This is a genomic window from Serratia sp. JKS296 (assembly GCF_900215445.1).
Classification (GTDB): Bacteria; Pseudomonadota; Gammaproteobacteria; order Enterobacterales; family Enterobacteriaceae; genus Serratia; species Serratia marcescens.
Genome location: NZ_OCMX01000001.1, coordinates 3,261,640 through 3,286,742, shown reverse-complemented (window position 1 = coordinate 3,286,742; position 25,103 = coordinate 3,261,640). Strand labels below are relative to the sequence as shown.

The 25,103-nt window shown below is 58.0% G+C and carries 20 protein-coding genes; 15 read left to right on the top strand and 5 right to left on the bottom strand.

Going from position 1 to position 25,103, the window contains the following annotated elements; translation table 11 throughout:
* Positions 1-245: 245 nt before the first annotated feature.
* The 3 genes from pflB to ycaO all read right to left on the bottom strand — a co-directional run bounded on the left by pflB (position 246) and on the right by ycaO (position 5,668).
* A complete protein-coding gene (gene pflB, locus CRO23_RS15745) occupies positions 246-2,528 on the bottom strand; it encodes a formate C-acetyltransferase (protein ID WP_016928324.1) in 2,283 nt (760 codons plus the stop codon).
* 54 nt (positions 2,529-2,582) lie between these two features.
* Positions 2,583-3,443 (bottom strand): formate transporter FocA, encoded by an 861-nt coding sequence (focA, locus tag CRO23_RS15740; RefSeq protein WP_004928284.1) that lies wholly within the window; start codon positions 3,441-3,443, stop codon positions 2,583-2,585.
* Between the two features lie 461 nt (positions 3,444-3,904).
* Positions 3,905-5,668, bottom strand: coding sequence for a 30S ribosomal protein S12 methylthiotransferase accessory factor YcaO (ycaO, locus tag CRO23_RS15735; protein ID WP_016928323.1), 1,764 nt, complete (start codon positions 5,666-5,668; stop codon positions 3,905-3,907).
* 148 nt (positions 5,669-5,816) lie between these two features.
* Here ycaO and ansB point away from each other — a divergent pair, with 148 nt between their 5' ends.
* The 9 genes from ansB to lpxK all read left to right on the top strand — a co-directional run bounded on the left by ansB (position 5,817) and on the right by lpxK (position 18,110).
* Complete coding sequence (gene ansB / locus CRO23_RS15730; RefSeq protein ID WP_016928322.1) at positions 5,817-6,863, top strand: L-asparaginase 2; 1,047 nt, start codon at positions 5,817-5,819, stop codon at positions 6,861-6,863.
* 302 nt (positions 6,864-7,165) lie between these two features.
* Positions 7,166-8,251: a 3-phosphoserine/phosphohydroxythreonine transaminase gene (gene serC / locus CRO23_RS15725; protein WP_028127991.1), complete on the top strand. Its 1,086-nt coding sequence runs from the start codon at positions 7,166-7,168 to the stop codon at positions 8,249-8,251.
* Between the two features lie 113 nt (positions 8,252-8,364).
* Positions 8,365-9,651 (top strand): 3-phosphoshikimate 1-carboxyvinyltransferase, encoded by a 1,287-nt coding sequence (aroA, locus tag CRO23_RS15720; protein ID WP_016928320.1) that lies wholly within the window; start codon positions 8,365-8,367, stop codon positions 9,649-9,651.
* Between the two features lie 262 nt (positions 9,652-9,913).
* Positions 9,914-10,603: a (d)CMP kinase gene (cmk, locus tag CRO23_RS15715; protein ID WP_028127992.1), complete on the top strand. Its 690-nt coding sequence runs from the start codon at positions 9,914-9,916 to the stop codon at positions 10,601-10,603.
* A 175-nt stretch (positions 10,604-10,778) separates the two neighbouring features.
* On the top strand, positions 10,779-12,452 hold the full coding sequence (gene rpsA / locus CRO23_RS15710; RefSeq protein ID WP_004928267.1) for a 30S ribosomal protein S1: 1,674 nt from the start codon (positions 10,779-10,781) through the stop codon (positions 12,450-12,452).
* 62 nt (positions 12,453-12,514) lie between these two features.
* Entirely contained in the window at positions 12,515-12,799 is a 285-nt protein-coding gene (ihfB, locus tag CRO23_RS15705; RefSeq protein WP_004928264.1) for an integration host factor subunit beta, read from the top strand.
* 315 nt (positions 12,800-13,114) lie between these two features.
* On the top strand, positions 13,115-15,346 hold the full coding sequence (locus CRO23_RS15700; RefSeq protein ID WP_441347589.1) for a ComEC family protein: 2,232 nt from the start codon (positions 13,115-13,117) through the stop codon (positions 15,344-15,346).
* A gap of 35 nt (positions 15,347-15,381) precedes the next feature.
* Positions 15,382-17,130 (top strand): lipid A ABC transporter ATP-binding protein/permease MsbA, encoded by a 1,749-nt coding sequence (msbA, locus tag CRO23_RS15695; protein WP_079449440.1) that lies wholly within the window; start codon positions 15,382-15,384, stop codon positions 17,128-17,130.
* Complete coding sequence (gene lpxK, locus CRO23_RS15690; RefSeq protein WP_097102423.1) at positions 17,130-18,110, top strand: tetraacyldisaccharide 4'-kinase; 981 nt, start codon at positions 17,130-17,132, stop codon at positions 18,108-18,110. The genes msbA and lpxK overlap by 1 nt, the downstream gene beginning before the upstream one ends.
* A 2-nt stretch (positions 18,111-18,112) precedes the next feature.
* Here the strand turns inward: lpxK and hglS are convergent, their stop codons facing one another.
* The gene (gene hglS / locus CRO23_RS15685; RefSeq protein ID WP_016928315.1) at positions 18,113-19,519 is read right to left on the bottom strand and encodes a 2-oxoadipate dioxygenase/decarboxylase HglS; all 1,407 of its coding nucleotides are present in this window, start codon (positions 19,517-19,519) and stop codon (positions 18,113-18,115) included.
* 525 nt (positions 19,520-20,044) lie between these two features.
* Here hglS and cspE point away from each other — a divergent pair.
* The 6 genes from cspE (at position 20,045) to CRO23_RS15655 (ending at position 24,313) form a co-directional block, all read left to right on the top strand.
* Complete coding sequence (gene cspE, locus CRO23_RS15680; protein ID WP_004928244.1) at positions 20,045-20,254, top strand: transcription antiterminator/RNA stability regulator CspE; 210 nt, start codon at positions 20,045-20,047, stop codon at positions 20,252-20,254.
* 223 nt (positions 20,255-20,477) lie between these two features.
* Positions 20,478-20,699, top strand: a complete 222-nt coding sequence (locus CRO23_RS15675; protein WP_004928241.1) for a cold-shock protein — start codon at positions 20,478-20,480, stop codon at positions 20,697-20,699.
* A gap of 113 nt (positions 20,700-20,812) precedes the next feature.
* Complete coding sequence (locus tag CRO23_RS15670; RefSeq protein ID WP_097102421.1) at positions 20,813-22,039, top strand: winged helix-turn-helix domain-containing protein; 1,227 nt, start codon at positions 20,813-20,815, stop codon at positions 22,037-22,039.
* Between the two features lie 298 nt (positions 22,040-22,337).
* Positions 22,338-22,520 carry a Trm112 family protein gene (locus tag CRO23_RS15665; protein WP_004928237.1) on the top strand — a complete coding sequence of 61 codons (183 nt, stop codon included), beginning with the start codon at positions 22,338-22,340 and terminating at the stop codon, positions 22,518-22,520.
* Entirely contained in the window at positions 22,517-23,266 is a 750-nt protein-coding gene (kdsB, locus tag CRO23_RS15660; protein ID WP_004928235.1) for a 3-deoxy-manno-octulosonate cytidylyltransferase, read from the top strand. The genes CRO23_RS15665 and kdsB overlap by 4 nt, the downstream gene beginning before the upstream one ends.
* A 150-nt stretch (positions 23,267-23,416) precedes the next feature.
* Positions 23,417-24,313 carry a YcbJ family phosphotransferase gene (locus CRO23_RS15655; protein WP_097102419.1) on the top strand — a complete coding sequence of 299 codons (897 nt, stop codon included), beginning with the start codon at positions 23,417-23,419 and terminating at the stop codon, positions 24,311-24,313.
* 7 nt (positions 24,314-24,320) lie between these two features.
* Here CRO23_RS15655 and elyC read toward each other — a convergent pair whose 3' ends face one another.
* Complete coding sequence (gene elyC / locus CRO23_RS15650; protein ID WP_097102417.1) at positions 24,321-25,094, bottom strand: envelope biogenesis factor ElyC; 774 nt, start codon at positions 25,092-25,094, stop codon at positions 24,321-24,323.
* Between the last annotated feature and the right edge of the window lie 9 nt (positions 25,095-25,103).

Here is a 25,103-nt window from a genome sequence, read left to right as displayed (position 1 = left end):
TCTAAAAATAGGCGCGTGGCCGCCGGCCAGGTATCTGCGATGCAGCGGCGGGGGATCCGCCACCGGGGGTAATGATGCCTGTCGGCCGGTCAGTTGCCGGATAACTGTTTTGCCGGCTATCCATTTAAGTATAGATGTCCGGCAAAACAGACTCGTACAGAGTCAGGGGAGAGCGGTGGGAGAAAAGGGCCGGCAGAACCGGCCCTGACGTTGGCACCGGGCGGTTTCCCGCCCGGTCGGCGTTATTACATCGTTTGAGTGAAGGTACGAGTAATGACGTCCTGCTGTTGCTCTTTGGTCAGCGAGTTGAAGCGCACGGCGTAACCGGAGACGCGGATGGTCAGCTGAGGGTATTTCTCAGGGTTTTCCATCGCGTCCAGCAGCATTTCGCGGTTCATCACGTTGACGTTCAGGTGCTGACCGCCTTCGATGGAGGCTTCATGATGGAAGTAACCATCCATCAGGCCCGCCAGGTTGGCTTTACGCACGTCGTCGTCTTTACCCAGCGCGTTAGGCACGATGGAGAAGGTGTAGGAGATCCCGTCTTTCGCGTAGGCAAACGGCAGTTTGGCTACCGAGGTCAGGGAGGCTACTGCGCCTTTCTGGTCGCGGCCGTGCATCGGGTTGGCGCCTGGGCCGAACGGTGCGCCGGCGCGGCGGCCATCCGGGGTGTTACCGGTTTTCTTGCCGTACACCACGTTGGAGGTGATGGTCAGTACGGACTGAGTCGGTACCGCGTTGCGGTAGGTGCGCAGTTTCTGAATTTTCTTCATGAAACGTTCCACCAGGTCGCAGGCGATGTCATCGACGCGGGCGTCGTTGTTACCGAACTGCGGATACTCGCCTTCCACTTTGAAGTCGATAGCCAGGCCGTCTTCGTCGCGAATGGTGGTGACTTTCGCGTACTTGATGGCGGACAGGGAGTCGGCCGCAACGGACAGACCGGCGATGCCGCAAGCCATGGTGCGATAAACGTCACGGTCATGCAGCGCCATCAGCGCAGCTTCGTAGCTGTACTTGTCGTGCATGTAGTGAATGATGTTCAGCGCGGTCACGTACTGCTTGGCCAGCCAATCCATAAAGTGATCCATGCGCGCCATGACTTTGTCATAGTCCAGCACTTCGTCCATCATCGGCGCTTCTTTCGGGCCGACCTGCATTTTCAGTTTTTCGTCAACGCCGCCGTTGATGGCGTACAGCATGGTTTTCGCCAGGTTGGCGCGGGCGCCGAAGAACTGCATTTGTTTGCCGACGATCATCGGGCTGACGCAGCAAGCGATGGCATAGTCATCGTTGTTGAAGTCAGGGCGCATCAGGTCGTCGTTTTCGTACTGAACGGAAGAGGTGTCGATGGACACTTTCGCCGCGAATTTCTTGAAGTTCAGCGGCAGCTTCTCAGACCACAGGATGGTCATGTTCGGCTCCGGAGACGGCCCCATGGTGTACAGGGTGTTCAGGAAGCGGAAGCTGTTTTTGGTGACCAGGGTACGGCCGTCGACGCCCATACCGGCCAGGGACTCAGTCGCCCAGATTGGGTCGCCGGAGAACAGCTCATCGTACTCAGGGGTACGCAGGAAGCGCACCATACGCAGTTTCATCACCAGGTGGTCGATCAGTTCCTGCGCTTGTTCTTCGGTCAGTTTGCCCGCCTTGATGTCGCGTTCGATGAACACGTCGAGGAAGGTGGACACGCGGCCGAAGGACATGGCGGCGCCGTTCTGGGATTTCACCGCGGCCAGGTAGCCGAAGTAGGTCCACTGCACCGCTTCTTGCGCGCTGGTGGCCGGGCCGGAGATGTCGTAGCCGTATTTGGCGGCCATCTCTTTGATCTGAGCCAGAGCACGGTGCTGTTCAGCGATCTCTTCGCGCAGCTGGATGGTCATTTCCAGGTCTTCGCCGTTTTCCAGTTTTTCCTGCAGCGATTTGAACTGGTTCAGTTTGTCGGCCATCAGGAAGTCGATGCCGTACAGCGCCACGCGGCGGTAGTCGCCGATGATGCGGCCGCGGCCGTAGGCGTCTGGCAGACCGGTCAGCACGCCGGATTTACGGCAGTTCAGGATGTCTTTGGTGTAAACGTCGAATACGCCCTGGTTGTGGGTTTTACGGTATTCGGTGAACACTTTTTTCAGCTGCGGATCCAGCTCGCGGCCGTACACTTTGCACGAACCTTCGACCATTTTGATGCCGCCGAACGGGATCAGCGCGCGTTTCAGAGGGGCGTCGGTCTGCAGACCCACGATGGTTTCCAGCTCTTTGGCGATGTAACCCGCGTCGTGAGAAATGATGGTTGAAGCAACGTTGGTGTCGAAATCAACCGGCGCATGAGTGCGGTTTTCCAGTTTGATCCCTTCCATAACCTTGTCCCACAAGGTGGTGGTGGCTTGAGTTGCGCCAGCCAGGAAGGATTCGTCACCTTCATAAGGCGTGTAGTTTTTCTGGATGAAGTCACGAACGTTGACTTCATTCTGCCAGTCACCCTTGCTGAAACCTTCCCAAGCGTTGGCTAATTTCTCGTTAAGTTCGGTCATTGTACACCTACCTTTGATTGTGGATTTCTAACTCTGCGCGCGGTAACTCACAGCTTAGTGCTGCTCGCGGCCCCCGCGCAGATAAATTACCCAGTAAGTCAACCCAACCAGCAGACCGCCGCCGATGATGTTACCGAGGGTGACCGGAATCAGGTTGTCGATGATGAAGTTGCTTACTGTCAGATGAGCGAATTGCTCAGGTACCGCCCCTACGGCTTGCCAGAACTCCGGCGTGGCGAAGTGTTTGACCACGATGCCCATAGGGATCATAAACATGTTGGCGATGCTGTGTTCGAAGCCGCTGGCGACAAACATCCCGACCGGCAGCACCATGGCGAGCATCTTGTCGGTCAGGGTGCGGCCGGAGTAGCTCATCCAGACCGCCAGGCAGACCATCAGGTTAGCCAGAATGCCGAGGCAGACGGCTTCGATGAAGGTGTGATGCAGCTTATGGTCTGCGGTTTGCAGGACATTCAGGCCCCACTGGCCGTTGGCGACCATATACTCGCCGGAGAACCAGATCAGCGCCACGAAGAACAGCGCGCCGACCAGGTTGCCGAGATAAACGTTCAGCCAGTTGGCGCCCAGCTGGCCCCAACTGATGCGGCCGCTGGCCTTGGCGATGACGATAAGTACGGTAGAAGTGAACAGGTCGGCGCCCGACACCACCACCAGCATTAACCCGAGAGAGAAGCAGATGCCGCCGACCAGTTTCGCCAGCCCGAAAGGTACGCCGGCGGTGCCGGTGGTCGCCGTGATGTAGAAGACGAAGGCGATGGAAATGAAGACACCGGCGGTGATCGCCAAATAAAACGTTTTCAGCGGATGTTTGGTGGCTTTATACACGCCGGCATCTTCAGCGATTTTCGCCGTTGCTGCAGGTAAAATCAGATCGAAGGGGCTGTCAGTTTTCAAACTAACTCTCGCTCTTAAGGGTTAAAACAACGCAATGAGATACTAGCAAAGCAGTATAGGGGAAAATTTGATTTGGATCATAAGGCGGGGAAGTAGAGCGGCGAAATGACGTGTTTTTTGTGTGGTTTTTATGGTTAATTTATTGATTTTTAATGAAAAACATTTTTTTAATGTTTGCAAATTTTTTTGAATCCACCGAATGGTCGGCATAGAGTAAAGTTAAATTTTTAGGCGTTTTGTCGCCGCGCGGCGCTGAAAGTTTAATTATCGGTTAATTATTATTTCACCGTCCGGCAACAATTGACGGTTTATTTATTTTTATGGCCGTTTAACCGCCTATTTCCTGGCAAAAAAATAAAACCGAATGCGTTGAAATAAACCGCAAAAATGAAAACGCCGCAACGGAGTGCGGCGTTTGGCAACAGGGGTACTCCCAAAGTGGTGGCACCCCCTGATGATGCTTAGGCCTTGGCCCAGTGGCGGCGTTTGGCCGCCTGCAGCTTCTCGTAAGCCACCAGCAGCGCCTGATGCGCCGGCAGCGCCTTCAGATCGGCATCGACGGCGAACAGCCCGTTGAAGCGCTCTTCACCGCTGATGGCGGCGGAGGCGGCGTCGACCGCTTCCTGGCCGTACATTTTCACGAACGCGGTATAGTATTGCGCCGCTTCGCGTTCAGGCTCCTGCGCCAGCAGCAGCAGCGTTTGCAGGCAGCGGTAGTAGTTGCTGCGCGCCGGGCTCAGTACCGAGGCGTTGAAGTCCTGCGTCCATTCGGTCCAGATCAGCGCCTGATCCAGATCGCCGCCCGCCAGCGCCAGCATCGACTTCAGCTCGCCCACGCGCAGGGTATGCCAGGCGTTGTCTTTGCCGCTGGCAATGCCCAGCAGTTCGCGTACGCGGGTGAAATCGTCCAGCCCTTCGTCGTCCAGCTGCTCGATCAGCGCCAGGTATTCTTCCGGCTCCCACTCGCTGCCCGGCAGCGCCAGCAGCGTATCGCGCAGGTGCGCGCCCATGCTGTTGTTGGCCAGCAGCAGGTCTTCCGCCGGGTAGATATCGGACATGCCCGGCACGATGATGCGGCAAGCGTAGACGCCCAGGTGCTCGTAGTCGGCGATGTACACTTCCGCGTCTTCCTTGTCGAAGATGCTCATCAGGGTGGCGAACTCTTCCTGCGTGCTGCCGCTGAAGTTCCAGTCAACGAACGGGTAATCGGCATCCTGTTTGAACAGATCCCAGGAGATCAGGCCGCTGGAGTCGATGAAGTGCGTTTCCAGGTTGGTGTGTTCCGCCACTTCTTCGTCATCGAAGGTCGGCGCGGTGAACACGTCGAGATCTTTCAGGCTGCGGCCCTGCAGCAGTTCGGTTACCGTGCGCTCCAGCGCCACGCCGAAGTCCGGATGCGCGCCGAATGAAGCGAAGCAGGTGCCGTTGGTCGGGTTGAACAGCACCACGCAGATCACCGGGTAGTTGCCGCCCAGCGAGGCGTCATAGGAGAGGATCGGGAAACCTTCCTCTTCCAACTTGGCGATGGCCTCCACCACGCCCGGGTAGCGGTTCAGCACTTCGTCCGGGATCGCCGGCAGGCTGATGGATTCGGCGATGATGCGGTTTTTCACATAACGCTCGAACACTTCCGACAGACCCTGCACGCGCGCTTCGTTGGCGGTGTTGCCGGCGGACATACCGTTGGAAACATACAGGTTGCCGATGATATTCATCGGGATGTACACGGTTTGCTGGTCGGACTGACGGGTAAACGGCAGCGCGCACACGCCGCGATCGGCGTTGCCGGATTGCAGATCGACCAGATCGCTGGCGCTCAGCTCTTGCTGCGGATCGTAGAAGGCGTGCAGGCGTTCGTCGAGGATGCCGGCCGGCAGCGCGTCGTCTTCAGGGATCGGGAACCATTTCTCATTCGGGTAGTGCACGAAGTCGCCTTCGGCGATCTGCCGGCCCAGATAGAAATCGGCAAAGAAGTAGTTGGTGGACAGGCGCTCGAAATATTCACCCAGCGCGGAGGCCAGCGCGGCTTTTTTGCTGGCGCCTTTGCCGTTGGTGAAGCACAGCGGGCAATCGCGATCGCGAATGTGCACCGACCACACGTGCGGCACCGGGTTCAGCCAGGAGGCTTCTTCGATGTTGAAACCGAGGTCGCTCAGTTTCTGCTGGAAACGGGCGATGGAGTCTTCCAGGGCGGCGTCTTTACCGGGGATAAAAGTTTGCGTCATTGTCTTCACTTTTTGCGCGTACTAAAAACGCGCAATGATACGGGGTTTTACGCTGGAGCTCCACGTATTCCTAAAGCGGTGGCAAAGTCACAGTTTTTTTAAGGATAAAGGCCATAATTCAGCGAGTTATCTGTCACGGAGAAATCTAATGAAATCAGTGAAACTCAGCGTGTTAACCCTCTTGTTGACCGGCGTCAGCGCTTCGGCGCTGGCGCTGCCCAACATCACCCTGCTGGCGACCGGCGGTACCATTGCCGGCGGCGGCGATTCGGCGACGAAATCCAACTATACCGCGGGCAAGCTGGGCGTCGAGGCGCTGGTCGATGCGGTGCCGGCGCTGAAAAACATCGCCAACGTGCGGGGGGAGCAGGTGGTGAACATCGGCTCGCAGGACATGAACGATCAGGTCTGGCTGACGCTGGCGAAGAAAATTGACGCCGACTGCGGCAAAACCGACGGCTTCGTCATCACCCACGGTACCGATACGCTGGAAGAGACGGCCTATTTCCTCGATCTGACGGTGAAGTGCGACAAGCCGGTGGTGCTGGTCGGGGCGATGCGGCCGGCGACGGCGATGAGCGCCGACGGCCCGTTCAACCTGTATAACGCGGTGGTGACGGCGGCGGATCCGCAATCGGCCAACCGCGGGGTGCTGGTGGCGATGAACGACACCGTGCTGGACGCGCGCGACGTCACCAAGACCAATACCACCGCCGTGCAGACCTTCCAGTCGCCGAACTTCGGCCCGCTGGGGTACATCCACAACGGCAAGATCGATTACCAGCGTTCGCCGCAGCGCAAGCATACCCGGGAGACGCCGTTCGACGTCAGCAAGCTGAACGAGCTGCCGAAGGTCGGCATCGTCTACAACTACGCCAACGCCTCCGATGCGCCGGCCAAGGCGCTGATCGCCGAAGGATATCAGGGCATCGTCAGCGCCGGGGTCGGCAACGGTAACCTGTATAAAACCGTGTTCGACACTTTGGCGACGGCGGCGCACAACGGCGTGGCGGTGGTGCGTTCTTCGCGCGTGCCAACCGGCGCGACCACCGAGGATGCGGAAGTGGACGACGCCAAATACGGCTTCGTGGCCGCCGGCACGCTGAATCCGCAAAAAGCGCGCATTCTGCTGCAGCTGGCGCTGACGCAAACCAAAGACGCGAAGCAGATCCAGCAGATGTTCAATCAGTACTGATCGTTTTCTCTCCTGCGGGGGCCGTCCGGGCTCCCGCAGCCATCTCGGCTGAATACAGCATAAAACACCGCGTTAACCCGCTGAATTTCCCCATGTCGCAGGGTTTTATCGTCCAAACAATCGCGACGGCCGCAGAGCCTGTCATCACCCGGCGTGACCGTTTGCCGCCGACGGGCGAATAAGCGTTGCAGCCATGGGGCGTGAGTGATAAAACCGATGGGTTGGTTAACGCGAGCGTTAGCTTCGGGCATCTTTTCGACAGGTCGCTTTTCTGCGGCGAACAGTGAATGTGGTGAGGGGAAATGACTCAGGTTTATAATTTTAGCTCTGGCCCGGCGATGCTGCCGGTGGAAGTGTTGCGTCGTGCGGAACAGGAACTGTGCAATTGGCACGGCCTGGGCACGTCAGTGATGGAGATCAGTCACCGCAGCAAAGAATTCATCGCCGTTGCCGAGCAGGCGGAACAGGATCTGCGCGATCTGCTGAAAGTCCCCTCCAACTATAAAGTGCTGTTTTGCCACGGCGGCGCCCGCGCACAATTCGCCGCACTGCCGCTGAACCTGCTGGGCGACAAGGCCACCGCCGACTATATCGACGGTGGTTATTGGGCGCACAGCGCCATCAAGGAAGCGGAAAAGTATTGCACCCCGAACGTCATCGACGTGAAAACCCGCATCGACGGCCTGAGCGGCATCAAGCCGATGAAAGAGTGGCAGCTGAGCAACGACGCTGCTTACGTGCATTATTGCCCGAATGAAACCATCGACGGCGTGGCCATCGATGAAACGCCGGACTTCGGCGACAAAGTGGTGATCGGCGATTATTCCTCGACCATTCTGTCCCGCCCGCTCGACGTCAGCCGCTTCGGCGTGATTTACGCCGGCGCGCAGAAAAATATCGGCCCGGCCGGCCTGACGCTGGTGATCGTGCGCGACGATCTGCTGGGCAAGGCGCGCAAAGAAGTGCCGTCTATCCTCGATTACACCGTGCTGGCCGAGAACGACTCGATGTTCAACACCCCGCCAACCTTCGCCTGGTACTTGTCCGGGCTGGTGTTCAAATGGCTGAAAGAGCAGGGCGGCCTGGTGGAGATGCAAAAACGCAATCAGGCCAAGGCCGAGCTGCTGTACGCGACCATCGATAAATCCGACTTCTACCGCAGCCAGGTGGCGATCGCCAACCGTTCCTGGATGAACGTGCCGTTCCAGCTGGCCGATGCGGCGCTGGACAAGGTATTCCTCAGCGAAGCCGAGGCCATCGGCCTGCAGGCGCTGAAAGGCCACCGGGTAGTTGGCGGCATGCGTGCTTCTATTTACAATGCCATGCCGCTGGCCGGCGTGCAGGCGCTGACCGACTTCATGACCGACTTCGAACGTCGTCACGGTTGATTCCGTCAGCCCGCCAGGCGCGGGCTGCTCAGGCTGTTGTCCTTTTGCATTAAAGCGGCTCCGGCATTATTCCGGAGCCGTTTCGTTTATCAGAATTGGAGAGTTTTGTTCACATGGTGGATTCCCTGACGTTACAACCGGTCGCCCTGGTCAATGGCACCGTCAACTTACCCGGCTCGAAGAGCGTTTCTAACCGCGCTCTGCTGCTGGCGGCGCTGGCGGAGGGAACGACCCGGCTGACCAACCTGCTGGACAGCGACGATGTGCGTCATATGCTGAATGCGCTGCAGGCGTTGGGCGTGAACTACCGGCTTTCCGCCGACCGCACCGTGTGTGAAGTGACCGGCGTGGCCGGGCCGTTGGTGGCCAACCAACCGCTGGAACTGTTCCTCGGCAATGCCGGCACCGCGATGCGCCCACTGGCGGCGGCGCTGTGCCTTGGTGAAGGTGATGTGGTGCTGACCGGGGAACCCCGCATGAAAGAACGCCCGATCGGCCATCTGGTGGACGCGTTGCGCCAGGGCGGGGCGCAGATTGATTACCTCGAGCAGACCGATTACCCGCCGATTCGCCTGCGCGGCGGTTTCCAGGGCGGCGACGTCACCGTTGACGGCAGCGTCTCCAGCCAGTTCCTGACCGCGTTGCTGATGACCGCGCCCCTGGCGCCGCAGGATACGCAGATCCACATCAAGGGCGAGCTGGTTTCCAAGCCCTACATCGACATCACGCTGCATCTGATGCGCACCTTCGGCGTATCGGTGAGCCACGACAACTACCGGGTATTCCATATCCAGGGGCGCCAGACGTATATCGCGCCGGGCGACTACCTGGTTGAGGGCGACGCTTCTTCCGCCTCTTACTTCCTGGCGGCGGCGGCGATCAAGGGCGGCACCGTGCGCGTGACCGGCATCGGCCGCAAAAGCGTGCAGGGCGACACCAAGTTCGCCGACGTGCTGGAGAAAATGGGCGCGCGCATCACCTGGGGCGACGATTTCATCGAGTGCAGCCGCGGTGAGCTGCGCGGCATCGACATGGACATGAACCACATTCCGGACGCGGCGATGACCATCGCCACCGCGGCGTTGTTCGCCGAGGGGCCGACCACCATCCGCAATATCTACAACTGGCGGGTGAAGGAGACCGACCGTCTGGCGGCGATGGCCACCGAGTTGCGTAAAGTGGGGGCGGAAGTGGACGAAGGCGAAGACTACATTCACGTTGTGCCGCCGGCCAAACTGCAGTTCGCCGAGATCGGTACCTACAACGATCACCGCATGGCGATGTGCTTCTCGCTGGTGGCGCTGTCGGATACCCCGGTCACCATTCTCGATCCGAAATGCACCGCGAAAACCTTCCCGGATTATTTCGAGCAGTTGGCGCGCATCAGCCAGCCGGCGTAGTAATCCGTCAAATCGTTTCTTTTAAGGCCCCTTTGTGGGCCTTTATCGTTTTTAACCTTCGGCGACCGGCGTTTCTTCTATACTTTTTCGCGGTTGTGCGCTTATTTTCAACAACCGGACAGTTCCAGGGTAACAGATTGCCGTAGGGCAGCGTATAATACGCCACCGTATTTGCCCCTGATTGGGCAGGTGGCAGAGCGCACGGGCTTCGAGTCGAAGCGCGCCGTGTCTCTGTGAGGTTTTCTACCTGAAGGAGAGAGAAATGACGGCTACAGCCCCGGTGATAACCGTTGATGGACCAAGTGGCGCAGGCAAAGGCACGCTGTGTAAAGCGTTGGCCGAGTCCCTTGGTTGGCGTTTGCTGGATTCTGGCGCGATCTACCGCGTGCTGGCGCTGGCGGCGTTGCATCATCAGGTGGATATCACTTCTGAGGAAGCGCTGGTTCCGCTGGCCGCACATCTCGATGTTCGCTTCGTTGCCCAGGACGGCAAGTTGCAGGTGATTTTGGAAGGTGAGGACGTCAGCAATGAGATCCGCACCGAAACCGTCGGCAACACCGCGTCGCAAGCGGCGGCGTTTCCGCGCGTGCGCGAGGCGTTGCTGCGCCGCCAGCGCGCGTTTCGCGAGGCGCCCGGCCTGATTGCCGATGGCCGCGACATGGGCACGGTGGTGTTCCCGGACGCGCCGGTCAAGATTTTCCTCGACGCCAGCTCGGAGGAGCGCGCGCACCGCCGCATGCTGCAGTTGCAGGAGAAGGGCTTTAATGTTAACTTTGAACGTCTTTTAGCCGAGATAAAGGAACGGGACGACCGTGACCGTAATCGGCCTATCGCGCCTCTGGTGCCCGCTTCTGACGCCCTCGTGCTGGATTCTACCAGCATGTCGATAGAGGAAGTGATCCAGCAGGCGTTGACGTATGCACAGAAAGTGTTGGCGTTGCCGCAGCAATAAGCGCGGCGGCGCTATTGGCTTTTTGTCATAGCGGTATCGCAATATATCGGGTAAAATTTTACCCCTGTAACCTTAAACCCTGTCGGCATGGAGCCAATGGCGGGGTATGTGAAACAACCCCATTCGGCGGGACGCTAAATGGACGTTAAACTAAAGAACCCTGAAGATTAACAACATGACTGAATCTTTCGCTCAACTCTTTGAAGAATCCTTAAAAGAAATCGAAACCCGCCCGGGTTCCATCGTTCGTGGCGTCGTTGTTGCTATCGACAAAGATATCGTACTGGTTGACGCCGGTCTGAAATCTGAGTCTGCCATCCCGGCTGAGCAATTCAAAAACGCCCAGGGCGAGCTGGAAATCCAGGTTGGTGACGAAGTTGACGTTGCTCTGGATGCTGTTGAAGACGGCTTCGGTGAAACCCTGCTGTCCCGTGAGAAAGCTAAGCGTCACGAAGCTTGGATCACGCTGGAAAAAGCCTACGAAGAAGCTGAGACTGTAACCGGTGTTATCAACGGCAAAGTGAAGGGTGGCTTCACCGTCGAGCTGAACGGCATCCGCGCGTTCCTGCCAGGTTCCCTGGTTGACGTGCGTCCGGTACGTGACACTCTGCACCTGGAAGGCAAAGAGCTTGAGTTCAAAGTCATCAAGCTGGATCAGAAGCGCAACAACGTTGTCGTTTCTCGCCGTGCGGTTATCGAATCCGAAAACAGCGCTGAGCGCGATCAACTGCTGGAAAACCTGCAGGAAGGCATGGAAGTTAAAGGTATCGTTAAGAACCTCACTGACTACGGTGCATTCGTTGATCTGGGCGGCGTAGACGGCCTGCTGCACATCACTGACATGGCTTGGAAACGCGTTAAGCACCCAAGCGAAATCGTCAATGTTGGCGATGAAATCACTGTTAAAGTGCTGAAGTTCGACCGCGAGCGTACTCGTGTATCCCTGGGCCTGAAACAGCTGGGCGAAGATCCATGGGTTGCTATCGCGAAACGTTACCCAGAAGGCACCAAGCTGACTGGCCGTGTAACCAACCTGACTGATTACGGCTGCTTCGTAGAAATCGAAGAAGGCGTTGAAGGTCTGGTACACGTTTCTGAAATGGATTGGACCAACAAAAACATCCATCCGTCCAAAGTTGTTAACGTGGGCGACGTAGTGGAAGTGATGGTTCTGGACATCGATGAAGAACGTCGTCGTATCTCCCTGGGCCTGAAGCAGTGCAAATCCAACCCATGGCAGCAGTTCGCAGAAACCCACAACAAGGGCGACCGCGTTGAAGGTAAAATCAAGTCTATCACTGACTTCGGTATCTTCATCGGCCTGGACGGCGGCATCGACGGCCTGGTTCACCTGTCTGACATCTCCTGGAACGTTGCAGGCGAAGAAGCAGTACGTGAATACAAGAAAGGCGACGAAATCGCTGCGGTTGTTCTGCAAGTTGACGCAGAGCGCGAGCGTATCTCCTTGGGCGTGAAGCAACTGGCTGAAGACCCGTTCAATAACTACCTGTCTATGAACAAGAAAGGTGCTATTGTTACTGGTAAAGTCACTGCAGTTGACGCCAAAGGTGCTACAGTTGAATTGGCAGGCGGCGTAGAAGGTTACCTGCGTGCATCTGAAGCCTCTCGCGACCGCATTGAAGATGCAACTCTGGTTCTGAACGTAGGTGACGAAGTTGAAGCTAAATTCACCGGCGTTGACCGTAAGAACCGCGTTGTAAGCCTGTCCGTACGTGCTAAGGACGAAGCTGACGAGAAAGACGCCATCGCAACTGTTAACAACAAACAGGAAGAAGGCAACTTCTCTAACGCAATGGCTGAAGCTTTCAAAGCGGCTAAAGGCGAGTAATGACGGGGGGCGGTCGCTGACCGCCCCGATACGGTAGTTTAGCTGCAAAGCTTGGAGGTACTATGACCAAGTCTGAACTTATTGAAAGACTTGCTGGCCAGCAATCTCATATTCCGGCGAAGGCCGTTGAGGATGCAGTGAAAGAGATGCTTGAGCACATGGCCGCAACGCTGGCCGAGGGCGAACGCATTGAGATCCGCGGATTCGGCAGTTTTTCTCTTCACTACCGTGCCCCGCGTGTAGGCCGCAACCCGAAAACCGGTGACAAAGTAGAGCTGGACGGTAAATACGTTCCTCACTTCAAGCCAGGCAAAGAGTTGCGTGACCGCGCCAATATCTATGGCTAGTCGCTGACTGATCATAGCGTTGTTGCTTGAAAAGAATATAAAACGGTGCCTGTAAGGCGCCGTTTTTTTTCGCCTGCAATTCTCCGCGATATGCTCGCGAGTTGCGTACTACGCCGCATTTACGATGTGGCTCCTGCATAGATCTCTCTTATCCTGCCATGTTCACCGCATCTTCGTTAAAGCCCGCTGGCGGTGACATGTCGCCTGAATGATCCTGCTTGCTTGCCGTGATGCGCTTTTGCTCATGGCGGAGCCGATGGGAGAAGAGCGATCAAAATTTCGCTGGATCTGGCGATACTCGCCGTTATCTGCGGCATCCTGCCGCTGTTGGTTTTACCGCAGTTGCCTGAGCAATGGCAGCTGTGGCCGCTCGTGCTTGTTGTCTGTTTACTGCTGCGCACGCGCAGGCCATTCTGCCGCTATTTGGCCTGTCTGGGATTGGGATTCATATGGGCGGTTTTCAACGCCGGCAGCCTGATCGGGCAAATGGATCGCTTAACTCGCATGCCGGACGTGACGGCGGTGGTGCAGGTGAGCAGCGTCGCGCTGGAGCCCGCCGCCAGTAAACAGACGCTGATGCGCATCGAGCGGGTCGACGGTCATTGGTTGGCGCCTGCGCTGGCGTTTACCACGACGTGGGCTCCCGAACAGCAGCGGCTATGCGCCGGGCAGCGTTGGCAATTGAAACTGCGCCTGCGGCCGGTACATGGCAAGCTCAATCAAGGCGGATTTGACAGCCAACGTTGGGCGATCGCCCAGCGTCAGCCGTTGACGGGGCGGGTCAGGCAGGCTCGTTTGCTGGATGGCGATTGCGGGCTGCGCCAGCGCATCATCAGCCATGCGGAAACCAACATCGGTGAATTGCGTTACAAGGCGGTATTGCTGGCGCTGGCGTTTGGGGAACGAACCGCGCTGGAGCAGGCTTTGCGCACGCTGATGCTGAAGACTGGCATCGCTCACCTGATGGCCATTTCAGGGTTGCATGTGGCGATGGTCGCCATTTTGTTCTGGGCCGCGTTGCGCGCGCTGCAGTTTTTTCTGCCCGCCCATTTGATTGGCTATCGCTTTCCATTGGTCGCAGGCTGGGTGGCGACGCTGATCTATGTTTGGTTGGTGGGCGCCCAGCCGCCGGCGGTGCGTACCGCGTTGGCGATGACGCTGTGGATGCTGCTGCGCTTGCGCGGCGTTCATTGTTCTTCCTGGCAAGTGTGGTTGTGGTGTATCGGGCTGATTTTGCTGTGCGATCCGTTGGCGGTTTTGTCAGACAGTTTCTGGCTGTCGGTGCTGGCGGTGGGGTGTTTGATTTTTTGGTTTGAATGGGCGCCGCTCGGTGAGCGATTCCGGTCGGCCTGGTATTGGGCGCCGGTGCGCTGGCTGCATATTCAGCTCGGCATGACGCTGCTGCTGGTGCCGATGCAGGCCGCGCTGTTTCTGGGCCTGACGTTGACCTCGCTACCCGCCAATCTGTGGGCGGTACCTATTGTCTCATTGGTGACGGTGCCGCTGATTTTGCTGGCGGTGATATTTGGCTTCTTTCCCCCGTTAAGCTACGGGCTATGGTGGCTGGCGGACTTCACGCTGTACTGGGTGTTTGTGCCGCTGCATTACCTGCAACGCGGTTGGGTGGATCTGGGGGCTGCCTCGCTGCTGGCCAGCGCGGCTGGGTGGCTCATCGTCGTCTGTTGGCGCTTTCATTGGTGGTGGCGTTATGCACCGGGGCTGGCGACGATAGCGATATGCTGTGTGCTGTGGCGTGGCAAAGCGCCGGACTATCGCTGGCGCGTCGATATGCTTGATGTCGGGCACGGGTTGGCGGTGGTTATCGAGCAAAACGGCAAGGGGATACTGTACGATACCGGCGATCGTTGGCCCGCGGGCAGCGCCGCCGAACGGCATATCTTACCGATGCTGAACTGGCGGAATATTGAACTGGAGCAGATCATTATCAGCCATATTCACCTCGATCATATCGGCGGGCTGCCGGTGATGCGGCGGGCATTTCCTCAGGCGACGGTGCGCAGCCCGATACGCGGGGAAGGACACTTGCCCTGCGTCGCCGGTGAGCGTTGGCGCTGGCAATCGCTGCAATTCGAGGTGCTGTGGCCACCGAAAACGCGCAAAAGGCCGGTCAATGACGACTCCTGCGTGATCCGCATCGACGATGGGCAATACAGTTTGCTGCTCACCGGTGATGCGGAAAAGAAGGCGGAGGAGCAGCTGTTACGGTTGCGGCGCGATCGTTTGGCTGCCACGGTGTTGCAGGTGGGGCATCACGGCAGCAAGACGTCTTCTACGCCACCGTTTCTGCGCGCGGTCAATCCCGAAGCGGCGCTGGCGTCCGCATCGCGTTACAACAAATGGCGATTGCCGGCGCGGAAAGTGGTCGCCAGATACCGGGCAAATGGCATTCAATGGCGCGATACGACGCGCTCCGGTCAGTTATCGGTACTTTTTTTCGACAACGATTGGCAAATTAAAGGCTTTCGCGAACAATTAATGCCCCGTTGGTACCATCAGCGGTTTGGCGTAGAGGGTGATAATGAGTAAAATAGGCCGCTATTTCTTCCGATGCTGGTATTTGCATGATGAATGATAAAGATCTCTCGACCTGGCAGACGTTCCGTCGACTCTGGCCGATGATCACTCCTTTTAAGACCGGGCTGATTGTGGCCGCCATTGCGTTGATTATGAACGCAGCGGGGGACACGCTGATGTTGTCTCTGCTTAAACCGTTATTGGACGATGGGTTTGGAAAAACCGACAGCAGCGTGCTGGTGTGGATGCCGCTGGCGGTGATTGCGCTGATGCTGATGCGCGGCGTGACCAGCTTTGTTTCAAGCTACTGCATTTCCTGGGTTTCCGGCATGGTGGTGATGCAAATGCGCCGCCGCCTGTTTGGCCACATGATGAGAATGCCGGTGGCCTTCTTCGATCAGCAGTCCACCGGGACTTTACTGTCGCGCATTACCTATGATTCCGAGCAGGTGGCTTCCTCCTCTTCCAGCGCGCTGGTGACCGTGGTGCGTGAAGGAGCCTCGATCATTGGCCTGTTCATCATGATGTTCTACTACAGCTGGCAGCTGTCGGTGATCCTGATCGTGCTGGCACCGATCGTCTCCATCGCCATTCGCCTGGTGTCCAAGCGTTTCCGCAACATCAGCAAGAACATGCAGAACACCATGGGGCAGGTGACCACCAGTGCCGAACAGATGCTGAAAGGCCATAAAGAAGTGCTGATTTTCGGTGGCCAGCAGGTAGAAACCGAGCGTTTTAACTCGGTGAGCAACCGCATGCGCCAACAGGGCATGAAACTGGTTTCCGCGTCTTCCATTTCCGATCCGATCATTCAACTGATTGCTTCGCTGGCCCTGGCGTTCGTGCTGTTTGCCGCCAGCTTCCCAAGCGTGATGGAAACCCTGACCGCCGGTACCATTACCGTGGTGTTCTCGTCGATGATCGCGCTGATGCGTCCGCTGAAGTCGCTGACCAACGTCAATGCCCAGTTCCAGCGAGGGATGGCGGCCTGTCAGACGCTGTTCTCCATTTTGGATATGGAACAGGAAAAAGACACCGGCACCCGCGAAGTGAAGCGTGCGAAAGGCGACATCGAATTCCGTAACGTCACCTTCTACTACCCGGCCAAAGACACGCCGGCGCTGCGTGATATCAACCTGAAAATCGCTGAAGGCAAGACCGTCGCGCTGGTGGGCCGTTCCGGTTCGGGTAAATCCACCATCGCCAACCTGTTGACGCGCTTCTACGATATTCAGGAAGGTGAAATCCTGATGGATGGTCACGATCTGCGTGAATATACCCTGGCCTCGCTGCGCAATCAGGTGGCCTTGGTCTCGCAAAATGTGCACCTGTTCAACGACACTATCGCCAACAACATCGCCTATGCGCGCGAGAGCGAATACAGCCGCGAGCAGATTGAGAAAGCGGCGGAAATGGCGTACGCGATGGACTTCATCAACAAGATGGAAAACGGCCTGGATACGGTGATCGGTGAAAATGGCGTGATGCTGTCCGGCGGCCAGCGCCAGCGCATTGCCATCGCGCGTGCTTTGCTGCGCGATTGCCCGATCCTGATCCTGGATGAGGCGACGTCTGCGCTGGATACCGAGTCCGAGCGTGCCATTCAGGCCGCGCTGGACGAGCTGCAGAAAGACCGCACTTCGCTGGTGATCGCGCACCGTCTGTCGACCATTGAGAAGGCGGACGAGATCCTGGTGGTGGAGGACGGCCGCATCGTCGAACGCGGTGAACACGCCGAGTTGCTTGAGCGGCATGGCGCCTATGCGCAGCTGCACCGCATGCAGTTTGGTCAATAATGATTGAGCGTATCTGGTCCGGCGGTTCGTTGCTTTATCTGGCGCTATTGCCGCTCTCGTGGCTCTATGGTTTGTTCAGTTGGCTGATCCGTCTCAGTTACCGCTGCGGCCTGCGTAAAAGTTGGCGTTCGCCGGTGCCGGTAGTGGTGGTGGGTAACCTCACCGCCGGCGGCAACGGCAAAACGCCGATGGTGATTTGGCTGGTGGAACACCTGCAACAGCGGGGCTATCGCGTTGGCGTGGTGTCACGCGGCTACGGCGGCAAGTCGGCGGTTTATCCGCTGGTGCTCGGTCAGAATACATCGACCCGTGAGGCGGGCGATGAGCCGGTGCTGATTTATCAACGTACCGGTGCGCCTGTGGCGATCGCGCCCAAGCGAGCCGAGGCGGTGCAGGCCCTGCTGCAACAACAGCCGCTGGATGTGATCATCACCGACGACGGTTTGCAGCACTACGCTTTACAGCGTGACTTCGAGCTGGTGGTCATCGATGGCGTGCGTCGTTTCGGCAACGGCTGGTGGTTGCCAGCCGGGCCGATGCGCGAGCGTGCCGCGCGGCTTGGCAGCGTCGATGCGCGCGTCGCCAATGGCGGCGTGGCGCAGACCGGGGAAATTGCCATGCGCCTGCAGGCGCGTGATGCGGTGAACCTGCTGAGCGGTGAACGTCGCCCGGCGGCTGAGCTGCCGCGCGTGGTGGCGATGGCCGGCATCGGCCATCCGCCGCGTTTCTTCGCGACATTGGAAAAGTTGAACGTCGAAGTCGTACAGGAAGTGGCGTTTGCCGATCATCAGGAATATCAGCAGGAACAGCTGGCGGCGCTGGTTGCCGCCGATCAAACGCTGTTGATGACGGAGAAGGACGCGGTGAAGTGTCGCGCCTTTGCCCAGCCTAATTGGTGGTATTTGCCGGTTGATGCGGTGCTACCTTCCGCTCAGGCTGAGCAATTGCTGCAGGATATCGAATCTCTGCTGACTAAGTAATCTCAGGATGCCAGCGTGGCAAGTCCCAAGGCTTGCGCGCAGGCTTCCAGCGAACGCTGCTGGGTTTGCTGATACAGCGCCAGCTCGTCGATCACCTCACTGCCCAACGCTTGTTCAAACGCTGCCCGGCTGGAAGCGGCGTTGTACTGCGCGTGGCGGCTGTCGCCCAGGTTTGACTGGAAAATCCCCGCCGCGCTGACCGGCAGAAAATCTTCATACACCAGAGGCTGGAAGCGAACGTGTTCTTTCTCGATCAGTTGTTCCAGGGTGCTGTGCTTATCCAGCGACTCTTTGGCCGCCAGGCCGCATTCGGTCGGGAAATAGCGGAACCAGGCCAGCTGTTGCTCACGCAGCGTGGCGTAATCATCCGGAAACGCCCGGAAGTTTTCCTCCAGCAGTTGATAGTAGCGCTCGGCATTCTTCTCGCTCGGCGGCGCCTGCAACGCATCGTTGGTCGCCTGCAGCAAACGGTCGTAAAGTTCGCGTCCTTTAGGCGTTAGCGCCACGCCGCGTTGTTCGATCTCGCCGAAGCGCGCGGTATGGTGACCGGCGACGGCGTGCCCGTCGTGCTCAACGAAATCGACGCTTTCTTCCAGCGCTTTGAAGCTGGTTTGGCGGAGCAGGATCGCGCGGCGGCGGCGCGGCGGGCCCTCGATGACCGCTTTGGGCGTAATACCGCGGCCGGGCATCGCTTGCTGAACGCGATCGATATCCAGCGTGCGTGGTGTCAGGTGGTTGATATGCGGCCCTTTAAACGCCACCACGTCGGCGATCAGGCGATGCTGATCGTGCAACTGCCGGTATTCTTCGGCGCTGACCGTCGCCTGGTTGTGCCAGCGGAAGGTTTCCAGCGCTTGTTCGACAAATTCTTGCGCCTGCACTTCATTCAGCCCGCCTTGCGCTTCCTGCAGCGCGATCAGCTCCAGCGCGCGATCGGTAAAGATACGGCGGCGCGCCAGCAAGCGCTCGGCCAGCGCACGCAGCGCGGGATCTTCTATCAGTTCCAGGCGCAGCAGGGAGGTGAACACGCGGAAAGGACTGATCTGCAGCGCGTCTTCGTGTATGGCGCGAAAAGCGGTGGAGTGCACCGGAACGCCCGCCACCGATAGATCATAGTAACCGACCGGCGCCATGCCCATCACCCGGAACAGGCGGCGCAGGGTGGCCAGTTCGTCCGCCGTACCGACCCGGATCGCGCCGTGGCGCTCCATGGCCAGGCGTTCGATCTCGCCGGTGATTTGCAGTTGATGAGCCAGTGCGGCATCTTCGCGCAGAACCTGTCGGTTGGTTTCCGCCACCAGCTCCAGCAGATCGCCGTACAGCGGTACCTCTTTTTGATACATGTCCGACATCGCGTGAGAGAATCTGGCGCGGATTTCATTAGGTGAAACGAACTGCTGGGCGGTCATGCGCATAGCTCCTTGATTCAGCATAATCTGAAAAATCGTGTTTTTAGCGGCAAAAGTGCTGGCGAAAAAGCCGTCTGCCTTGTTTTCCCCTCAAGTTTAGCCATCTGATTTGGGATTTGTTATAGCAGCGTCAAGCATATTAGAGTTTTATGCGTTAGCTCTCATTTGCAGCGCTCAGACGGGCAAATGATGCTCCGGTGAGGAGAGGAACGCGGTGGATCGGCCGCGGCGAGCGTTAAATTAAGTCATGTATATTCAGGGGGATAAAAATAAATTCGGCGTAATGATGAATTTATTGCAATAAACCTCTTGTGCATTCACCATTTTTATGAGTAAATGCAAGTCGGCCTGTAATCCAGACCTATTTATGTTCGAGTTTAGAGTTAAGCAGTTCCTCCAAAAACGTTATCATCCGATTCCGCTTCAAAGACGAACCTTCTAAGTACCTCCCATAAGTAATGTTTCTGAAATGGCCGCAATTGCCTCTTATGGCAGGTTTTGTAAATATATTTAAAGGTAAAAGTAATGTCTAAGAAGACTGGTCAAGTTAAGTGGTTCAACGAAAGCAAAGGTTTTGGTTTCATTGAGCAGCACGACGGCGGCAAAGATGTATTTGTACACTTCTCCGCAATCATGACCGACGGTTTCAAGACCCTGGCTGAAGGCCAGCGTGTCGAGTACACCATCCAGGACAGCCCGCGCGGGCCGGCTGCCGCCAACGTAGTTGCTCTGTAAGAAGACAGGGAACGCGTATAAAGAGATCTTAATACAACCATGGTGACGCTTCAGCGCTGAGTCATGCGGAAGATATTAAGTTCAACAAGCCCGCCTTAGTGCGGGTTTTTTATTTTTTTGCTCACGAGAGGTTTGTTACGAAAAACTTTAGGATGGGCTGGTAGCGTCCAGACAATATAAAAAATGACGTTGTCAAGGATGCTCAAGTAAAAGGATATAAGTTATGTTTAAAAATACTGTGTTAAAAATGGGTCGTGTGAAATGGTTTAATCAGGCCGAAGGCTATGGTTTTATTTCACCGGTAGATGGCAGCGACGAAATCTATGTCAACCGCAACGCTATCGCCAACACCAAAAATAAGTCGTTGAACGAAGGTCAGAACGTTGAGTTCTCGATCTATCGCAGCTCGCATGGGCTGTCCGCGGCAGACGTTATCGCGTTCTGATCGCATCCTCCTTCCTCGCCAGTGCCGGTGTCGCCACCCGCAAGCACTGGCGAAGATAAATCCCGCGATATCCACTATTATCAGGCCATTGCCTACTCGCCACGGATATCAGGATGACCACCCCGACCATTTCCCTTACCGCCGCTCGCGCGTTGCACCTTGCCGCCCAGGGGCTGCTTTCTCCGCTTAAACGCCAGGCTCGGCCCGATGACGTCGTGAGCGCGATCCAGCGCATGGGGCTGTTACAAATCGATACCATTAGCGTCGTCGCTCGCAGCCCGTATCTGGTGCTGTTCAGCCGTTTGGGAACCTATCAGCCGGAGTGGCTTGAGCAGGCGCTCGCCGGCCGCAAGCTGTTCGAGTATTGGGCGCACGAGGCCTGTTTCCTGCCGATCGAAGATTTTGGTCTGCTGCGCCACCGCATGCTGGCGCCGCATGATATGGGCTGGAAATACTCGGCCGACTGGGTGCAGCAGCACCAGGCCGCGATGGACAACCTGCTGCGGCACATTGAACAACAGGGGCCGGTGCGTTCCGCCGATTTCAGCGCCGAGAAGAAAGGCAACAGCGGGTGGTGGGACTGGAAACCGGAGAAACGGCACCTGGAGATCCTGTTTACCGCCGGCAAGCTGATGGTGGCCGAGCGTCGCAACTTCCACCGGGTTTACGATCTGACCGAAAGGCTGCTGCCGGCCTGGGACGATGCGCGTCATGCGCTGCCTGCGGAGCGGGCGCGCCGGCAGATGCTGCATCGCACCTGCCGCTATCTGGGCATTTTTCGCGCCGAATGGTTGGCGGATTATTATCGGCTGAAACGCGTGGCGCCAAAAGCCTTGCTGGCAGAGCTGCAGGCGCAGGGGGAAATTTCGCCGGTGCAGGTAGAGGGGCTGGAAGGGCAGTTCTATATGCATGAATCACTGGCGGAACTGCTGCCGCTGGCGGAGCAGGGCAAATTGAAATCGACGGTCACCAGCCTGCTGTCGCCTTTTGATCCGGTGGTGTGGGATCGCCGCCGGGCGCTCGAACTGTTCAACTTTGACTATCGGCTGGAGTGTTACACGCCGAAAGAAAAACGCCGCTACGGTTACTTCACGTTGCCGGTGCTGCATCGGGGCGAGCTGGTGGGGCGGATTGACGCCAAGGCGCACCGTCGCCAGGGCATCTTCGAGATCATCAGTTTCCATGCGGAGCCGCAGGTGCGCTTCGGCAAACAGCGAACGCAGGATATCCGGCAGGCCATCGCGCGCACGGCCAAATGGCACGGTGCGCAACGCGTCGCGCTGGGCGACATTCCGGCCGCGTTAGCCGCTGAATGGGGTGCCGGCTGGGAAGTGGGATAACGAGCGACGCCGTCGGTGGGGTAAAACGAAGTGAAGCGTCGCTCGTTACAAAGGGGCTCAGTGGCTAAAGTTAGCGAACAGAGCGATGATTTTATGCAGACGTTTGATCATGTATCACTGCTTTCTTTTGTGATTTTCATCACAAAATTCTACGCCGGGATGCGCCGCAGTTCAAGCTGTCACGCTGACGCAGTGAGGAAATATCGGCGGGTTGGCGCTGCCGATGATTAACCTGGGGCCGGGCATTATGCTATCCTCACTGCCTTTCCCAGATGACCTATCCCCTAGCGGAGGATGCATGGACCACCGTTTACTCGAAATCGTTGCCTGCCCGGTATGCAACGGCAAACTCTATTTCAATAAAGAAAACCAGGAGCTGGTGTGCAAAGCGGACGGGTTGGCTTACCCGCTGCGTGACGGCATTCCGGTACTGTTGGAAAATGAAGCGCGTGCGCTGTCGCTGGATGAGAAGCACGCATGAGTTTTATCGCCATTATTCCCGCCCGCTACGCCTCAACCCGTTTGCCGGGCAAACCGCTGGCCGATATTCACGGCAAGCCGATGGTGGTGCACGTGATGGAGCGTGCCCGTGAGTCCGGCGCCAGCCGCGTCATTGTGGCGACCGATCATCCTGAAGTCGCCAAAGCGGTGGAAGCCGCCGGCGGCGAAGTGTGCATGACCAGCCCGGATCACCATTCCGGCACCGAGCGTCTGGCGGAAGTGATCGCGCACTACGGCTTTGCCGACGATCAGATCATCGTTAACGTGCAGGGCGACGAACCGCTGATCCCACCGGTGATCGTGCGGCAGGTGGCGGAGAACCTGGCGGGCAGCCAGGCCGGCATGGCGACGCTGGCGGTGCCGATCGAGAGCGCCGAAGAGGCCTTCAACCCCAACGCGGTGAAGGTTGTGATGGACGCGCAGGGCTACGCGCTCTATTTCTCACGCGCCACCATTCCGTGGGATCGCGAGCGTTTCGCCGCGTCGAAAGAGAGCATCGGCGACAGCCTGCTGCGTCATATCGGCATCTACGCGTACCGCGCGGGCTTCGTGCGCCGCTACGTCAGCTGGGCGCCGAGCCAGCTGGAGCAGATCGAGCTGTTGGAACAGCTGCGCGTGCTGTGGTACGGTGAAAAGATCCACGTGGCGGTCGCGAAAGCGATCCCGAGCGTGGGGGTCGATACGCCGGAAGACCTCCAGCGCGTGCGCGACAGCATTCAACCTTGAGCCTGATTTCGTCGGCGCGCCGCGCAACGCGCCGACGATGCAACACCCCCATTATTGATCCCCGTTTTGTTGATCTGCGTTGAAGAATTTTTCCGCTCGCCGTTTGATGATGTTACGCATCCCCCCTAATTAGCCTGAGGTGAATGCCTTATGGAGCAGTTACGCGCCGAACTGAGCATTGTGCTGGGTGAGTCCGTCAGCCGGCTGGAGCGGGTGAGCGAACAGCCTTATGCGCATATGTATTCACTGTACGATCGGCAGGGCAACGCGATCCCGTTGATGGCGAAAAGCTTTATCTGTCGGGGCATCGCCCAGCAGGAGGCGTACAAGCTGTCGATGCTGGCGCGCGACGGGGATATTCGCCTGCCTACGGTGTATGGCGTGGTGTGCACCCACCAGGCGCCGTATACGGAAATCCTGCTGATCGAGCGCCTGCGCGGCGTGTCGGCTGAGGCGCCGACGCGCTCGCCGGATCGCTGGAATATGCTGATGGAGCAGATCGTTGACGGGATATTGGCCTGGCACCGCATCGACAGCCACGGCAGCGTCGGCAGCGTTGACAGCACGCAGGAGAATGACTGGTTTTGCTGGTATCAACAGCGGGTCGAAGTGTTGTGGGCGACGGTGGTCAATCTCACCACCCCGCAGTTGACCATGGCGGATCGGCGTTTGCTGTACCGCACGCGTGAAACGCTGACCCATTTCTTCGTCGGCTTCGATGATCCCTGTGTTCTGGTGCACGGTAACTTATCGCTGCGCAGCATGCTGAAAGATCCCAAAACCGATCAACTGCTGGCGATGCTCAACCCCGGCGTAGTGCTGTGGGCGCCGCGCGAATACGATCTTTTCCGCCTCTGCGAGGCGGGCATGCCCAGCCAGCTGTTGTTCAACTATCTGCAGCGGGCGCCGGTCGCCGACGCTTTCCTGGCGCGGCGCTGGCTATATGCGGTATGGGAAGCGGTAGGGCGTTTGATCCATACCGGCAAGCTGGAGCGGCGGCCGTTCGACTATGCGTCGCAACAGCTGCTGCCCTGGCTGGCCGGTTGAACGGGCTTTACTCTGCGCCGGCGCTATCTGCGCCCTTCAGCCATTGCCACAGGCTACCCAGCGTTTCATACCAGGCGCGCTCGGTATGGCCGAGGAACATTGACGACGGTGTGGCGCGATCCCAGATATTCAGCGGCGAGTCGATAGCCAACTGATTGGCCGGCGCCGGGATCGGGTGCAGCCCCTTAGCCTTGAAGAAACGTATGGCGCGCGGCAGATGGTTGGCGGAGGTCACCAGAATGAACGGTTGCTCGCCGACCAACTTGGCGACCTGAGCGGCCTCTTGCTCGGTATCGCGCGGTTCCCCCAAGATCACCATATCACTGCGCGGCACGCCCAGGCTTTCGGCCACCAGCGCCGCAGTGGCGGCGTTGCTTCGCATGGGGCCGGCGGACGCGCCGGTGAACACCATCCTGGCGCCGGGATGTGCAAGGTAGAGCCGCACGCCTTCCGTGACGCGCGGCAGACTGTTGCCGAGCAGGTTTGAACTGGGCGCCCAATCGGGATTGTAGGTATAGCCCCCGCCCAACACGACGATGTAGCTGACCGGATCGTTACCGCGATAAGTCTGGTATTCGGCTTCGATCGGCCGCAGCAGCCGGTCGGCCACCGGTTGCAGGCTGAAAAGCAGTAAAAACAGCCAGCTCAGCGTGAAAATCGTCTTACCGCTTTTTTGCCAGCGGGTGAACCACAGCAGCAGCAGCGCCAGCCCCATCAGCAGCATCAACAGCGGCAGTGGCATCAGCAGGGCGCCAAAGAACTTTTTCAGGTTGAACAGCATCGAAAATCA